Genomic DNA, 14,936 nt, shown 5'->3' with positions numbered 1-14,936 from the left:
GACGACCGATGCTCGATCAGGACCGTATCCGCCGCGATACCCCCGGTGCGTCGGGCCGGGTGTTTCTCGACAGCGCCGGATCCTCGTTACCGCCCACCGTCGTCCTCGATACCGCGATCGCGCACCTGCGCAGGGAGGCAGAGATCGGTGGCTACCGGGCCGCGAACGAACGACTGAGCGACCTTGCTGCGGTCAAGACATCGATCGGAAACCTGATCGGAGCGTCTGCCTCGAGCATTGCACTGAGCGATTCCGCGACGCGCGCGTGGAACGACTTCTTCTACTCGGTGCCGCTCTCCCCTGGTGATCGAATCCTGCTGTGCGAGGCCGAATACGCCAGCAACGCGATCTCCGCCCTCCACCGCGCCGAGGTCACCGGAGCGACCGTCGAGGTGGTTCCGAGCGACGAATCGGGCCGAATCGACGTCGACGCGCTGGCAACCATGCTCGACGATCGCGTGAAGCTGGTCTCGGTGGTGCACGCACCCACCAACGGCGGTCTGATCAATCCCGCCCGCGCCGTCGCAGATCTCGCCCACCGACACGGTGCCCTGGTACTGCTCGACGCCTGCCAGTCCATGGGGCAGATGCGCGTCGACGTCGCCGAGCTCGATGTCGACGCTCTGTCCGCCACCGGACGCAAATGGCTCCGCGGCCCGCGGGGAACCGGATTTCTCTACCTGCGTCCAGGATTGGCGTCGGCTCTGCATCCGCCGGCCTTGGACCTGCACAGCGCCCAATGGGTCGACCGACAGACGTACAGGATGGCCGACGATGCCACGCGATTCGAGTTCTGGGAATGCGACGTCGCGGCCAGGCTCGCCCTCGGTGCCGCCGTCGACTACCTGCTCGAGCTCGGCATCGATCATGTCGAAGAAGCCGTTGTCGAGCGCGCCGAATACCTGCGGGCCGGGCTCGGAAGAATTCCCGGGGTGAATGTGCGCGACCTCGGCGACAGCAAGAGCGGCATCGTCTCGTTCACGGTCGTCGGCGAGGATCCCGTGGCAGTACGTGACCGACTCGCCGACAATGGCGTCACGGTGACCGTCAGCCACCGCAGCTCGACGCGCCTGGACATGACGGGCCGGGGACTCGACGCCGTCGTTCGCGCATCTCCCCACTATTTCGTGACGTTCGCCGAACTGGACACGATGCTCGGCGCGCTCGCAGGTGGATGATCGGGTTTCCGGTCGTCTCGACCACCGCTCACATAGGCGGCCACCCCGATCGCCGAGACCAGCAGCCCGCCGACACCGAGCCAGGTGATCGCGTCGCCGAACATCGCGAATGCCCACACCATGGTCGTCGGCGGAGTCAGGTAGAGCAGCACGCTGGCGCGCGTCGGACCGTTGCGACGCACCACGAACAGGTACGCGCCGTATGCCCCGAAGGTGGAGAGCACCACCGTCCAGGCCACGGCGGCGAGAAAGCCGGTCGTCATCGGCGGCGCGACATCCCCGGCCAGAGCACTCCACGTCATGAATCCGACTGCGCTGATGGAACATTGAATCGCCATCGCCAGCGCGATCGGCTCCTTCGGTGCCAGCAGGCGTTGACCGATCGTCCCCATCGACAGCGCCAGCATCCCCGCGGCCGGTAGTAGGTAGACCGGCCAGCCGAGGTCGGCACCGGACAGGTCTCCGACCACCACCAGCGAGACACCCGCGATCCCGACGACGAGTCCCAGAATCTGCCGTCGTCCCACACGTTCGCCGAAGATCCTGCTCGACGCCATCGCGACCACCAGTGGCTGCAACGCGGCGATCAAGGCGGCGACGCCGGGTGGCACGCCCATCCCGATACCGGTGATGGTCTCACCGAGGTAGAGGAACTGGCAGAACAGGCCCAGGACGGCATGGATTCGGATGGCATGCCAGGTGGGGGTCAGTTTCCGGAACCGGCACCACGCGATCAGCAACGCCGCCGCGGCGAGATACCGCCAGGCCAACAGCGTGTGGGCCGGCGCTTCGGCGGTTCCGAGCTCCGCTCCGATGAAGCCCGAACTCCACAGCACCACCAGGGCCGTACCTGCGACGGCGTCGACATTTGCTTTCATGCAGCGATGTAAACATACAGGTCTGTATACTCGCAGTGCACCTGCTTCCCACCAGCGCTTTCGGAAGGCAACCATGCTCGACAAGCCACTCACACCCGCCGGAGAACGCATCCTCACCGTCGCCAGCGAGCTGTTCTACGCCCGCGGCATCCGCGCCGTCGGCGTCGATCTCATCGCCGAGGAAGCCGGCACCACCAAGAAGACCCTCTACGACCGCTTCGGCTCCAAGGACGGCCTGGTGCAGCACTACCTCACCCGCCGATACGGCCTGTGGTGCGATCACGTGAGCCGGTACGTCGAATCCCTCGAACCCGGCGACGCGCGAATCCTCGGGGTGTACGACGCCCTCGATCTGTGGATGCGCGACAACCATCGCGGCTGCGGATTCGTCAACGCATTCGCCGAGTTCGGCGGCACCGACAGCCCGGTACTCGAGATCATCAAGTCCGAAAAGGAATGGACCAGGACACTGTTCGCGCGACTGGCCGCCGACGCCGGGTACGCCGACGCCGAACAGCTGGGATCGCGTCTGTCGGTACTGCACGAGGGCGCGGTGGTGATGGGAACCGCGGGCGGCCGCGACGACGCGATATCGGTGGCGCGCGGTGTCGCCGCCGAGTTGCTCGCTGCGCTCGCAGGTGCGCGAAAGTTCGTAGCAGGGGTCGAACTTCCGCGCACATGACGTGGTCGTGTATTGTCTTCCAGGTTGTCTCGGCGAGGGTAGATCCACGATTTCCGGATCCACCGTTATCGACGCGGCTCGGCCCCGTTGGCCGCGCTCGTTCGTGTCCGCCCCGACGAGCTTGACCGCCCGACGAAGTACGCCGCACGAACCACATTCATCAGGAGCATGTAGCACCATGGCATCGAAGGTAAACAATCTCACCGCGCAGGTCCGCACCGAATTCGGCAAGGGCGCTGCTCGCCGCGCACGTCGCGACGGCCTCGTTCCCGCCGTTCTGTACGGACACGCCACCGATCCCCAGCACCTCGCGCTGGACGCTCGCGCGTTCGCAGCCGTGCTGCGTAACGACGGCACCAACGCCGTGCTGACCCTGGACATCGCAGGCAAGTCGCAGCTGGCGCTGACCAAGTCGATCGTCGTGCACCCGATCCGTCGCAGCATCGAGCACGCCGACCTCCTCGTCCTGAAGAAGGGCGAGCGCGTCACCGTCGAGGTCAACATCATCGTCGAGGGCGACGCCGCACCGGGCACCCTCGTCACCACCGACTCGACCGCGGTCGAGATCGAGGCCGACGCGCTGGAGATCCCCGAGAACTTCGTCGTCTCCGTCGAAGAGGCTCAGATCGGCACCCAGATCACCGCAGCCGACCTGGACCTTCCGTCCGGCGTCACGCTCGTGTCCGACGGCGAGACCCTGCTGGTCAACGTCGTCGAGGCTCCGTCCGAGGAAGACCTCGAGGCCGACGGCGAAGGCACCGAGCCCATCTCCGAAGAGGGCGAAGCCGAGACTCAGGAAGAAGCAGAGTCTTCGGACGAGGAAAGCTCCGACGAGAGCTGATTCTCCACCTGCACGCTCGACGGCGCGCTGCTTCCCTCGGGAGCAGCGCGTCGTTCGTTTCGAAGGCCTGATGAGACAATGGCGACCGTGAGTGTTGACCCCGCAGCGCCGGCCCTGATCGTCGGCCTCGGCAATCCCGGCCCGCAGTACGAGAAGACCCGCCACAACGTCGGATTCATGGTCGCCGACGCCCTGGCCGGACGCATCGGTTCCACGTTCTCCTCGCACAAGAAGTCCAATTCCGACATAGTGCAGGCCCGCCTCGGCAGTCGCTCGGTGGTCATCGCCAAGCCGCGCACGTTCATGAATCTCTCGGGCCAACCGGTGGCGGCGTTGGCACGTTTCTTCTCGATCGAGCCTGCGAACATCGTGGTGGTGCACGACGAGTTGGACATCGACTTCGGTGCTCTGCGACTCAAACTCGGCGGCGGCGAAGGCGGCCACAACGGTCTCCGCTCGATCTCCCAGCACCTGAGCACCAAGGACTACCTGCGGGTTCGCGTCGGCGTCGGGCGGCCACCGGGGCGAATGGATCCGGCGTCGTTCGTACTCAAGCCGTTCTCGGCAGCCGAACGCAAGGATCTCGGCGTCGTCGTCGAAGAAGCAGCGGATGCCGCGGAGCTCCTGCTCTCGGCCGGACTCGAAGCGGCCCAGAACAGGGTCCACCCGCGCTGAACCCCACACCCCTGTTGTGAGGTGCGCGCCCGCTCTCGCCTCCGAGCGCACGCGCGCACCCCGCAGAAAGGGTGTGAGGTCTGCAGGCGTTTCAGTTCAGCAGCGACGCCGAATTCGCCCGTCGCAGTTTGCCGCTGGATGTCTTGGGAATGCTGCCCGGCCCCAACACCGCGACGGTACGCGGTCGCACACCCACCTCCGAATGCACGGCGTGGACCACCTCGCGTTCGATGCGCTTGACCTCGTCTGCATTGTCGATGTCGTTGGTTTCCACTGCCACAGCGAAACTTTCACGCTTGTCGCCGGCATCGAGCCGGATCGCGACGGCATTGCCCGGTCGCACACCTGCGACGGTGCCTGCGGCCCGTTCGATGTCGGTGGGATAGATATTGCGGCCGCCCATGATGATGACGTCCTTGATCCGTCCGCAGACGACCACCAGTTCGTCCTCGGTGATGTAGCCGACGTCGCCGGTGTCGAGCCAGCCGTCCTCGTCGAGCGTCGAGACCGGACCATCGACGGTGATGTATCCGGGTGTGACGGCCTTTCCCCGAACCTCGATGATGCCGACGCCGCGAGCGGTGAGCACCTGTCCCTCCTTGTCGACGACGCGCCCCTCCAGCCCGGGAACGAATTTGCCGAGCGTCGCGAGCGAGCGGGTGTTGCCGCGGGTGGACGGGACTGCGCGGCCCAGGGTTTCGAGCAGATCCGCGTCGACCACGTCGATGACCTGTCCCTGATCCGGGTCCGGAATCGACACGGCCAGAGTCGTTTCCGCCATTCCGTACACCGGAGCCAACGCGAGCGGGTTCAGCCCGTACTGGGCTCCGGCCTCGGCGAGCGCGAGCATGGTGTCGGGATCGACCGGCTCGGCTCCGTTCCAGGCATAGCGCAGAGTCGACAGGTCGAGGTCCAGATCGTTCTCGGCTTGACGCAGCCGCCGCGCAAGGAGCGAGTACGCGAAATTCGGCGCAGCGGTGACGGTTCCGTTGTACTTGTGAATCAGCTTGGCCCACAACAGCGGAGAGCGCAGGAAGTCCAGCGGGGTGATACTGACGACCTCGGCACCGACCTGCATCGGCACCGACAGGAAGCCCACCATGCCCATGTCGTGGAAGAGAGGCAGCCAACTGACCATCACGTCGGATTCGACATCGAACTCGATGCGGTCGATCATCGCGTACGCATTGACGTAGAAGTTCTCGTGCGTGATCCGCACCGCCTTCGGCGAACCCGTCGAACCGGACGTGAGTTGCTGCAGCGCGATGTCGGACTCGGCCGTCGGCACCGGATCGATGTCGCGACCGGTCTTCATGTCCTCGATCTTCAACACGGTGATGCCGCGTTCCTCGAGCACGGGTGCGGCGATGTCGAACGGGGCACCCAGAATCACCGCCTTGGCCTCGATCATCCGCACGACGGTCTCGGTGTCCTCGCCCCACACGGCCAGGTCGGTTCGCGGAGTGGGCTGATGCAGCATCGTCACCGATCCCCCGCGCATCCACGTGGCCTGGCAGGCGGGTGCGATGTCCACCGGCTGACCGGCCAGAATGCCGATCGCGTCACCGTGCTCGACACCCGCGTCGGCCAGTGCACCTGCCATTCGCCGCGCCTGCTCGTGGATTTCACCCCAGGACTGGCGGAGCGCTTCGTCGGGCTCGCCGGTGACCAGACCCCGCTTGCTTGTACTCGCGGTCTCGAACATCTCTTCGGTGAACTTGCTCAACGCGCTTCTCCTCGTGAGGTGAGTCCCGCCCCACCGTTCACAGTAGGCAGTCCCGCCCCGCCAGCGGGCGACAACAGGCCGCGTATCCTGAGAATTCGACCTGCCCGGCAACCATGCTCGGTGCCCCTTGCCAGAAGAATGAGGTTTTCGTGAGTACCCCGTCCAGTACCCCCGACGTCGACGCAACGCTCGAAGGGTCAGGACCGGCGGCGATCGACGAGTCCGGACCCGCTCGAACCCCGGCCAAGGAGCTGGAGACCGAGGTCGCGAGGCGTCGAACATTCGCGGTGATCTCTCATCCCGACGCCGGTAAGTCGACACTCACCGAGGCCCTCGCTCTCCATGCACGCGTCATTTCCGAGGCCGGTGCCATCCACGGCAAAGCCGGACGCCGGTCCACTGTCTCGGACTGGATGGAGATGGAGAAGGCTCGCGGAATCTCGGTGAGTTCGACTGCACTGCAGTTCAACTACCAGACCTCCACGAACGCCGAGATCACCAACGTGATCAACCTCGTCGACACTCCCGGCCACGCCGACTTCTCCGAGGACACCTACCGCGTACTGACGGCCGTCGACGCGGCTGTGATGCTCATCGACGCCGCCAAGGGCCTCGAGCCACAGACCCTCAAGCTCTTCCAGGTGTGTCGACAGTTCGGCATCCCGGTGATCACCGTGATCAACAAGTGGGACCGCCCTGGCCAGTCGCCGCTCGAACTGCTCGACGAGATCGAATCGAGAATCGGCCTCACCCCGACGCCGCTGTACTGGCCTGTCGGCATCGCAGGCGATTTCCGCGGGCTCCTGGACGTGCAGGACGGTAGCTACATCCGGTTCACCCGCACCGCAGGTGGCGCGACCATCGCGCCCGAGGAGTTCATGAGCGCCGAAGCCGCCGCCGAACGCGAGGGCGTCGATTGGGAAACGGCCGTCGAGGAGAGCGATCTGCTGATCTCGAGCGGTCAGCAACACGATCAGGAGATGTTCCTGGCCGGCCAGACCTCGCCGGTGATCTTCGGGTCGGCGATGCTCAACTTCGGTGTGAGGCAGATTCTCGACACCCTGGTGTCCCTGGCCCCCGCTCCGGGACCGCGTGAGGACGCCTCCGGCGGCGTCCGCGCGGTGACCGACCCGTTCAGCGCCGTGGTGTTCAAGGTGCAGGCAGGCATGGACACCGCTCACCGCGATCGACTCGCATTCATGCGCGTGGTGTCGGGAGTCTTCGAGCGCGGCATGGTCGTCACCCACGCCCAGACCAAGAAGCCGTTCACCACCAAGTACGCGTTGACGGTGTTCGGCCGCGATCGCACGACGGTCGAGAACGCATACCCCGGAGATATCGTCGGCCTCGTCAACGCCACCGCGCTCGCCCCCGGCCACACCCTGTACTCCGACAAGAAGGTCGAATTCCCGCCGATCCCGTCGTTCGCCCCCGAGCACTTCTCGGCTCTGCGCGTCGACAGTGCCGACAAGTACAAGAAGTTCCGCCGCGCTGTCGAGCAGCTCGACTCCGAGGGTGTGGTGCAGGTGCTGCGCAACGACATCCGCGGCGACGCATCCCCGGTGCTCGCGGCCGTGGGCCCGATGCAGTTCGAGGTGGTCACCGCACGAATGAAGACCGAGTTCGGCGTCGACGCTCGCATGGAACCCCTCGGGTACTCGCTCGCACGACGTACGGATGCGGCATCGGCCGTCGAATTGGGTCGCCAGCGCGGGGTCGAGATCTTCACCCGTACCGACGGAGCCCTGTTGGCACTGGTCAGCGACAAGTGGCGCTTGCAGTACCTCCAGAAGGAAATGCCCGAGTTGACCCTCGAGCCGCTCGTCGCCGCGGGCGATCAGTAGCACCTTGTGCTGATCGATCTGCTCGACGCGGAATTCAGTGTTCTCGGGCACCCGGTGCTGTGGCGCGAGGTGGTGGGCAACGGGTTCGGTTTGCTCTCGGCAATCGGAGGGATGCGGCGCGTCGTCTGGGCATGGCCGGTGGGGATCATCGGAAATGCGTTGCTGTTCACCGTGTTTCTCGGCGGCGTCTTCCACACTCCGCAAGCGCTCGATCTCTACGGCCAGGCCGGACGGCAACTGATGTTCATCGCCGTCGGCGTCTACGGCCTGGTGCGCTGGATGCGGGATTCCAAGCGATCCGGGGCCGCAGTGCTCCCGCGCTGGGGCACGACCCGAGAGCGAGCGGCGATGCTCGTGGTCGCGATCGTCGGCACGGTGGTGTTCGCGCAACTGTTCGGCTATCTCGGTTCGTTCGGCAAGTGGGCAGACGCGTGGATCTTCACCGGATCGATGCTGGCGACGTTCGGAATGGCGCGCGGTCTCACCGAGTTCTGGCTGATCTGGATCGCAGTGGACATCGTCGGCGTTCCGCTGCTGATAGTCGCCGGCTTCTATCCCTCCGCAGCGCTCTATCTGGTGTACGCCGCATTCGTGGCCTGGGGATTCGCTGTATGGCTCGGGATCCAGAACAAATACATCGGTCAAAAAATGGCATCTTAAACAATCGTGATGATACTCTCAGCGTGTCCGAACAAACTTCGAGTACGTTTTCCGTGCTCGACGCCGAGTCTTCGGTCGCGATCGATATCCGATCATGACTTCTCGGCACGGAACCACCTGGGAATCACGATGAAGTGGAAGACGACATGACAAAGGGATCGAACTACCCTCTGGCCGGAATCAAGGTCGGTGGCGCTCCCGCGCATCGTTTGGCGACGCCGCCGCGGTCCGTCTCCACGTCTCCCACCGGTGCAAGCACCGATTCTTCGGCGGCAGCGCCCGCCGAGAAGGCGGTCGAAACCCTTACCACCGAGAAGCCGGCGGTAGAGGCCACGTCCACCGAAAAGGCGTCCGCCACAACGCCTGCACCAGCAACGTCGTCCGCCACTGATTCAGCGCCCGCCCGCGCGGATCGACGTCGTCCAGAGAAGCCCGCCATGGAATCGAACGAGGTTGAAGTGACTACAAGCGATCAGATCTCAGAACACGGCCTGCCCACCAACGGCCGCTCCACGTCTCACGGATCCAGCGTCGGCTCCGCGCCCTCGCTCGGCCGCGGTCAGGCACCCGACCGTCGTACCGCCATGGGCGTCGCCTCGGTGCGCATCGCTGGTCGGTTGACCCAGAACGAGCTCGGCAGCCGAACCGGCGACATCCGCACCCCCGACACCTCCGTCGGCCCCGACGAGCTGTTGCAGCTGCTCGGCGAATACCTGGTCTCGGGTGGCCTGCAGAATCCCGAGATCCACGTGCGTTCCAACGGCCAGACCATCGTGCTGGACCTGCAGAACCCGGCCAAGGGCTACCGCTGATCCACTGACGGTCACAGCAGCTGCTGGAATGCCTCTGGTCGCACCATCTCGAGTACCAGAGGCTTCCATTGCGGCGCTCGGTCCTTGTCGACCAGCACCGCGCGAACACCCTCGGCGAAGTCCGGCTCGGCGATGATCCATGTCGCCACCCGCAACTCCCGGTCCAGGCATTCACGCAACGTGCTGCCTGCCCCGCGCGCGATCAGCGCGTCGGTGGCCATCAACGACGTCGGCGACAGCGTCGCCAGCTGAGTCTTGGTGGTTCGCGACCACGGTGTATCGCACTGCAGCGCATCGATGATGTCGACCAGAGACTCCTTCTCGAATACCTGTGCCACTGCCTCTGCGTCGAACGACAGCTCCGTCGACGGCACCGTGGTGTATCGCGTCAACACCTCGTGAATATCGGTCCCTGCGAGGATGTCGGCCTTGAGCTCGTCCACCGACTCACTCGGGCAGAAGTGCGTGGCCAATCCCAAGGCCACTGCATCCGATCCGGTGATGCGCGTACCCGTCAACGCCAGATACCGCCCGATATGGCCGGGAAGCCGTGACAGGAAGTAGCTCGACCCCACGTCCGGAACGAAACCGATCGCCGTCTCCGGCATGGCCAACACCGCGTTCTCGGTGACGATGCGGATGCTGCCGTGAATCGATACGCCAAGGCCTCCGCCGAAAGCCGCAGCCTCGATGACGGCGATGTACGGCTTGGGGTAGTTCGCGATCAGTTCGTCGAGGTCGTACTCGTCTGCGAAATATCGCGGACCGGCATCGTGATCACCGTCGACGACGGCCTGCCGAATCGCCTTGATGTCTCCGCCCGCGCAGAACGCGCGGGGTGAGCTGCTCGTCACCAGAACCGAATCGACCGCGTCGTCGTCTCTCCACGCATCGAGCGCGGCTCGAATACCGTCGATCATTGCCCCGTTCAACGAGTTCAGAGCCTCCGGCCGATTCAGGACGACATGCCCGACCCCGCCGACAACCTCTGCTTCGACAACGGCCACTGTTGACTCCTTCACGCGCGGATCGTTCGACGCGTAACAGTAGCGCTATTCGCGAGACTCGACCGACCGCGGACGTGCGTCGCCGGGTATGTCGGCAGGCCGACATGGGCGCTCTTCCGCAGTGAACCAGCCTCGATACAGAAACAGCTGCCCGAGCACCGGACTCTGCACCTTGATTTCGATGCGATGCCGTTCCTCGGCAGCGTCCCACCACTCTCGACCGATCGTCACCGCCGACGCCACCTTCGGCAACTTCGGCGCAACAGGACCCAGCAGAAATCGCGGCACTTCGCTCTCGAGAACCAGCCCACCATCAGCATCGACTTCACACCTGGTGTGCACCACCATGTCCGAGGAGAATCCGAGATAGTCCAGGGCATACGCGTCGGACTCGGCGGAGGAGACCATCACCGAGTTCATCCCCTGAGGACGACCGACGAACGCAAAGCGGCGAACGAAAGACAGTGTCTCGCGGCCTAATTCATCGACATACGCATAGTTCGCGATGGTGAACGGCACGTCCTTCCCCACGCCTGCGGGAAAGAGACCACGCGTGCGCCCGGCCCACAGCAGCGGCGGCGGGACGAGCCGAGAATGCGTCATCTCCTCCATCACACCCACCCCGAACTGAGCGAGATGATCCGAGGATTGCAATCCGAAGCGCCACTGGACCTTGGGATGCAGGCGGGAGAAATCCGAACCGAGTACTTCCGCGACCACCGATGCCATGGCTTCAGTATGCGCTGCGCGCAGGTGAACGAAACTTCGTAGCAGGCTACGAAGTTCTGTTCACATGCCGCAGGCTCTACTCCAGCTCGGCGGCGAGCTCCATCCAGCGTTCCTCGGCAACATCCTTGTCGGCGAGGACCTGCTTGAGTTCGGTGTCGAGGGCGACGAGCTTGCCCTGCTCGGTGGAGGCCTCGGCAAGTTCGGCGTGCAGTTCGGTCTCCCGCTTGGACAGCCGGATGACGAGCTTCTCGAGCTTGCTGAGTTCCTTGCGAGCCGCGCGCTCCGAGGCCGCATCACGGGTCGCCTTACGCGGCGCCCCGCCGGTGGTCAACGAGTCCGGCGTCGCGTCGGCGGCGAGGATGGCCCGCCGACGCAGGTACTCCTCGATGCCGCCGGGCAGGTTGGTGAGCTTGCCGTCGCCGAACAGTGCCCACGTCGAGTCACAGATGCGCTCGATCAGGTACCTGTCGTGACTGATGACGACGAGCGTGCCCGCCCAGCCGTCGAGGATGTCCTCGAGCTGCTGCAGGGTGTCGATGTCCAGATCGTTGGTGGGCTCGTCGAGCAGCAGCACGTTCGGCTCGGCCATCAACACGCGAGTCAGCTGTAGCCGACGACGCTCACCACCGGAGAGATCGCCGACCGGGGTGCGCTGGCGGGCGGGGGTGAAGCCGAGCCGCTCCGCGAGCTGCCCGGCAGAAATCTCCTTGTCGCCCAGGGTGATCCGCTCGGCCACTTCCTTGACCGCGTCGAGCACACGCAGTTTCTTGGGTAGGTCGTCCAATTCCTGCTTCAGCCAACCGATCTTGACGGTCTGGCCCTGGATGCGCTTGCCCGCAGCGGGCTGCAGTTCACCGGCGAGCGTGCGGAGCATCGTCGTCTTGCCCGAACCGTTGACGCCGACGAGACCGACGCGCTCGCCGGGGGCCAGACGCCAGGTGAAGTCCTTGACCAATTCGCGGCCGTCGGGAGTCTCCAGGCGCGCGTCCTCGAGTTCGATGACGACTTTGCCGAGACGACGCTGTGCGAAGGAGGACAACGCGACGGAGTCACGCGGAGCGGGAACGTCGGCGATCAGTGCCTCGGCCGCCTCGATGCGGTACTTGGGCTTGGAGGTACGGGCGGGGGCACCGCGACGCAGCCAGGCCAGTTCCTTGCGGGCGAGGTTACGTCGCCGTTCTTCGGACGCGTCCGCCTGACGCGATCGCTCGGCGCGAGCGAAGACCCAGTCGTTGTAGCCACCCTCGTAGGCCTCGACGCCTCCGCCGACCACTTCCCACGTGCGATTGGCGACGGTGTCGAGGAACCAGCGATCGTGAGTGACGACCACCAGCGCGCTGCGACGGCTGACCAGGTGGGCTGCCAACCACTGCACACCTTCGACGTCGAGGTGGTTGGTCGGCTCGTCGAGCACCAGCAGGTCGAGATCCTGAACCAGGGCCGCTGCCAACGCAACTCGTCGACGTTCGCCGCCGGAGAGGTTGTCGATCGGTGCGTCGAGGCCCGAGCTGCCCGCGGGTCCGAGATCGGCGATGCCGATGCCCGTCAGGATGTTTCGCACCCGAGAGTCGCCGGCCCATTCGTGCTCGGCCATTCCGAGCGGGTCGAGCACCACCTGACCGACCGTCGAGCCGGGCGGCAACACGCCGCGCTGGGTGACGACGGCCATTCGCAGGCCGTTCACGCGGCTGACGCGCCCCGAGTCGGGCGGTTCGATGCCGGCGAGAACTTCGAGGGTGGTGGTCTTGCCGCCGCCGTTGAGGCCGACCATGCCGATGCGTTCGCCCTCCTGCACACCGAGGGAGACGCCGTCGAGCAAGGGTTTGACGCCGAAGGACTTGCTGACGTTTTCGAGATTGACGAGATTGACCATCAGGAAAAACCAATCGATTCACTAGTGACAACACGAGCGCCGGGAACCGGGCCACTCGCAACACGGACGGTGCGGCACACGCCTGCACCGGACAATTCAGCACTCACCGACACCGCTGCGTCGGCGTCGGCGCAGAGAAACGCACACGTGGGACCCGAGCCCGACACGATGCCGGCCAGCGCCCCAGCAGTGACACCCGCGCGCAGGGTGCGACGCAGTTGCGGCATCAGCGACACCGCAGCGGCCTGCAGGTCGTTGCCGAGCAGCGGTGCGAGTGCACGCGCATCTCCTGAGGTGAGCGCATGCATCAGATCCTCGGTACCGCCCAGACGCGGCGGATCACCCTTGGCCCGCAACTCGTCGAGTTCGTTGTACACCGCCGGTGTCTGCAGACCACCCTTCGCCAACGCCAGAACCCAATGGAAACTGTTGCGCGAGAGCACCGGGAGCAACTTCTCTCCGCGACCGGTTCCGACCGCAGTGCCGCCGTGCAGCGAGAACGGAACGTCGCTGCCGAGTTCGGCCGCCACTTCGTCGAGCTCGTCACGCGAGAGATCCAGATGCCACATTGCATTGAGTGCCACCAGGGTCGCGGCGGCATCGGCACTACCGCCCGCCATCCCACCGGCCACCGGAATGCCCTTCTCGATGGTGATCTCCACCGATGGCTCACGTCCGACCCGACGCCCCAGCAGCTCCGCAGCTTTCCACACCAGATTCCGCGAATCCGTGGGAACGACCTTCGCGTCGTCGCCCCGCACGCGAACCGAGAGCGCCTTGGCCGGAATCACCGACAGCTCGTCCGAGAGCGAGAGCGCCTGGAACACCGTCGTCAACTCGTGAAAGCCATCGGGACGCAGGTCACCGACCGCGAGATGCAAATTCACCTTCGACGGGGCCCGAACGACAACGGGTGTGGGAACGACAGACAGCACGAGTAACCACAGTAGTGGAGAAACGAACGTCGAGTTCACCGCCAGGGTTTTGCATGCGGACCGAATGTGTCCGCATTGCGTGGCACTGTGTGAACATGAAAGAAACCTCGGCTCGGTTGCTTCGGCTGTTGTCTCTGCTGCAGACCCGTCGCGATTGGGCGGGTTCGGAGTTGGCCGAGCGGCTCGACGTCACGCCGCGGACGTTGCGTCGCGATGTGGACAAGCTGCGCGACATCGGGTACCCGGTCAATGCGACACCGGGTGTCGGTGGCGGCTATCAGCTGGGCCCGGGTGCCGAGATGCCTCCCCTGCTGCTCGACGACGACGAGGCATTGGCGGTGGCGTTCGGGCTGCAGTCGGCGGCCGGTGGGTCGGTGGCAGGCATCGGCGAGGCGTCGCTGCGGGCGTTGACGAAGCTGCGGCAGGTGATGCCGTCGCGCATCCGCCATCGGCTCGATGCGCTGCGGATCGATGTCGTGGAGCGAACGCCGCGCTCGGCCGTGGACGCATCGGTGCTGTCGACGGTGGCGGCGGTGTGCCATGGGCACGAGCGGCTGCGATTCGATTACCGCAAGCACGACGGTTCCGAGTCCAGACGTGAGGTGGAGCCGTACAGCCTGGTGCGAGCGGGGGCGCGCTGGTATCTGCTGGGATGGGATGTGCTGCGGGAGGATTGGCGATCGTATCGGGTGGATCGCCTGATACCGAAGATCCCGACGGGTCCCAGGTTCACGCCCCGAGAGCTACCGGCGGGCGGGGCGGCCGCGTTCGTCTCGAAGGGAATCGACCGCGCATTCACTCAGGTGCAGGCGAGGATCGCGTTGCATGCCCCGATCGAGACGATCGCACCCATGGTCGACGAGCAGTGGGGCACACTCGAATCCATCGACGAGAGCACGTGCGCCGTGGTGCTGTCCGGAGATTCGCTGCCCTCGATCGCACGGTGGCTGGCGGCGTTCGACACCGATTTCACCGTGCTCGATCCACCGGAACTGCGTGAGGAATGCCGCGTCGTGGCCGCAAGGCATGCACGACTCAACGAGCGCTACCTGGCGGCGGTTCACTCTCCGGTAACCGGTACGTGAGTCAATGGGCA

14 protein-coding genes are annotated in these 14,936 nt (G+C 65.3%); 8 read left to right on the top strand and 6 right to left on the bottom strand.

What is annotated here, in order from left to right:
* Positions 1-8 precede the first annotated feature (8 nt).
* Entirely contained in the window at positions 9-1,178 is a 1,170-nt protein-coding gene (locus tag CH275_RS20505) for an aminotransferase class V-fold PLP-dependent enzyme (protein WP_094680310.1), read from the top strand.
* Here CH275_RS20505 and CH275_RS20500 read toward each other — a convergent pair.
* Positions 1,121-2,056 (bottom strand): DMT family transporter, encoded by a 936-nt coding sequence (locus CH275_RS20500; protein ID WP_179276250.1) that lies wholly within the window; start codon positions 2,054-2,056, stop codon positions 1,121-1,123. The genes CH275_RS20505 and CH275_RS20500 overlap by 58 nt on opposite strands.
* A gap of 73 nt (positions 2,057-2,129) precedes the next feature.
* Between CH275_RS20500 and CH275_RS20495 the strand changes: the two genes are divergently transcribed.
* The 3 genes from CH275_RS20495 to pth all read left to right on the top strand — a co-directional run bounded on the left by CH275_RS20495 (position 2,130) and on the right by pth (position 4,254).
* Positions 2,130-2,738, top strand: coding sequence for a TetR/AcrR family transcriptional regulator (locus CH275_RS20495; RefSeq protein WP_094680084.1), 609 nt, complete (start codon positions 2,130-2,132; stop codon positions 2,736-2,738).
* Positions 2,739-2,916: 178 nt separating this feature from the next.
* Positions 2,917-3,579, top strand: coding sequence for a 50S ribosomal protein L25/general stress protein Ctc (locus CH275_RS20490; protein WP_094680083.1), 663 nt, complete (start codon positions 2,917-2,919; stop codon positions 3,577-3,579).
* A gap of 87 nt (positions 3,580-3,666) precedes the next feature.
* Positions 3,667-4,254: an aminoacyl-tRNA hydrolase gene (pth, locus tag CH275_RS20485; RefSeq protein WP_256991131.1), complete on the top strand. Its 588-nt coding sequence runs from the start codon at positions 3,667-3,669 to the stop codon at positions 4,252-4,254.
* Positions 4,255-4,345: 91 nt separating this feature from the next.
* On the opposite strand, the gene CH275_RS20480 is transcribed toward pth, so the two are convergent.
* On the bottom strand, positions 4,346-5,980 hold the full coding sequence (locus CH275_RS20480) for a fatty acyl-AMP ligase (RefSeq protein ID WP_094680081.1): 1,635 nt from the start codon (positions 5,978-5,980) through the stop codon (positions 4,346-4,348).
* 212 nt (positions 5,981-6,192) lie between these two features.
* On the opposite strand from CH275_RS20480, the gene CH275_RS20475 reads away from it, so the two are divergent.
* The 3 genes from CH275_RS20475 (at position 6,193) to CH275_RS20465 (ending at position 9,296) form a co-directional block, all read left to right on the top strand.
* Positions 6,193-7,824: a peptide chain release factor 3 gene (locus CH275_RS20475; protein ID WP_373453733.1), complete on the top strand. Its 1,632-nt coding sequence runs from the start codon at positions 6,193-6,195 to the stop codon at positions 7,822-7,824.
* A gap of 6 nt (positions 7,825-7,830) precedes the next feature.
* A complete protein-coding gene (gene pnuC / locus CH275_RS20470) occupies positions 7,831-8,484 on the top strand; it encodes a nicotinamide riboside transporter PnuC (protein WP_094680080.1) in 654 nt (217 codons plus the stop codon).
* A gap of 146 nt (positions 8,485-8,630) precedes the next feature.
* Positions 8,631-9,296 carry a hypothetical protein gene (locus CH275_RS20465; RefSeq protein ID WP_094680308.1) on the top strand — a complete coding sequence of 222 codons (666 nt, stop codon included), beginning with the start codon at positions 8,631-8,633 and terminating at the stop codon, positions 9,294-9,296.
* A gap of 11 nt (positions 9,297-9,307) precedes the next feature.
* Here the strand turns inward: CH275_RS20465 and CH275_RS20460 are convergent, their stop codons facing one another.
* The 4 genes from CH275_RS20460 to CH275_RS20445 all read right to left on the bottom strand — a co-directional run bounded on the left by CH275_RS20460 (position 9,308) and on the right by CH275_RS20445 (position 13,840).
* Complete coding sequence (locus CH275_RS20460; protein ID WP_094680079.1) at positions 9,308-10,303, bottom strand: enoyl-CoA hydratase/isomerase family protein; 996 nt, start codon at positions 10,301-10,303, stop codon at positions 9,308-9,310.
* A gap of 45 nt (positions 10,304-10,348) precedes the next feature.
* Positions 10,349-11,032: a DUF4166 domain-containing protein gene (locus CH275_RS20455; protein WP_094680078.1), complete on the bottom strand. Its 684-nt coding sequence runs from the start codon at positions 11,030-11,032 to the stop codon at positions 10,349-10,351.
* Between the two features lie 76 nt (positions 11,033-11,108).
* Positions 11,109-12,905, bottom strand: coding sequence for an ABC-F family ATP-binding cassette domain-containing protein (locus CH275_RS20450; RefSeq protein ID WP_094680077.1), 1,797 nt, complete (start codon positions 12,903-12,905; stop codon positions 11,109-11,111).
* Positions 12,905-13,840 carry a 4-(cytidine 5'-diphospho)-2-C-methyl-D-erythritol kinase gene (locus tag CH275_RS20445; protein WP_094680076.1) on the bottom strand — a complete coding sequence of 312 codons (936 nt, stop codon included), beginning with the start codon at positions 13,838-13,840 and terminating at the stop codon, positions 12,905-12,907. The genes CH275_RS20450 and CH275_RS20445 overlap by 1 nt, the downstream gene beginning before the upstream one ends.
* Before the next feature lie 95 nt (positions 13,841-13,935).
* Here CH275_RS20445 and CH275_RS20440 point away from each other — a divergent pair, with 95 nt between their 5' ends.
* Positions 13,936-14,925: a helix-turn-helix transcriptional regulator gene (locus CH275_RS20440; RefSeq protein ID WP_094680307.1), complete on the top strand. Its 990-nt coding sequence runs from the start codon at positions 13,936-13,938 to the stop codon at positions 14,923-14,925.
* The last annotated feature ends 11 nt before the right edge of the window (positions 14,926-14,936 follow it).

Source organism: Rhodococcus sp. 06-235-1A, assembly GCF_002258785.1.
Classification (GTDB): domain Bacteria; phylum Actinomycetota; class Actinomycetes; order Mycobacteriales; family Mycobacteriaceae; genus Rhodococcoides.
Note: the sequence above shows the minus strand (reverse complement) of the source record. Positions and strands in the feature narration are given on the sequence as shown.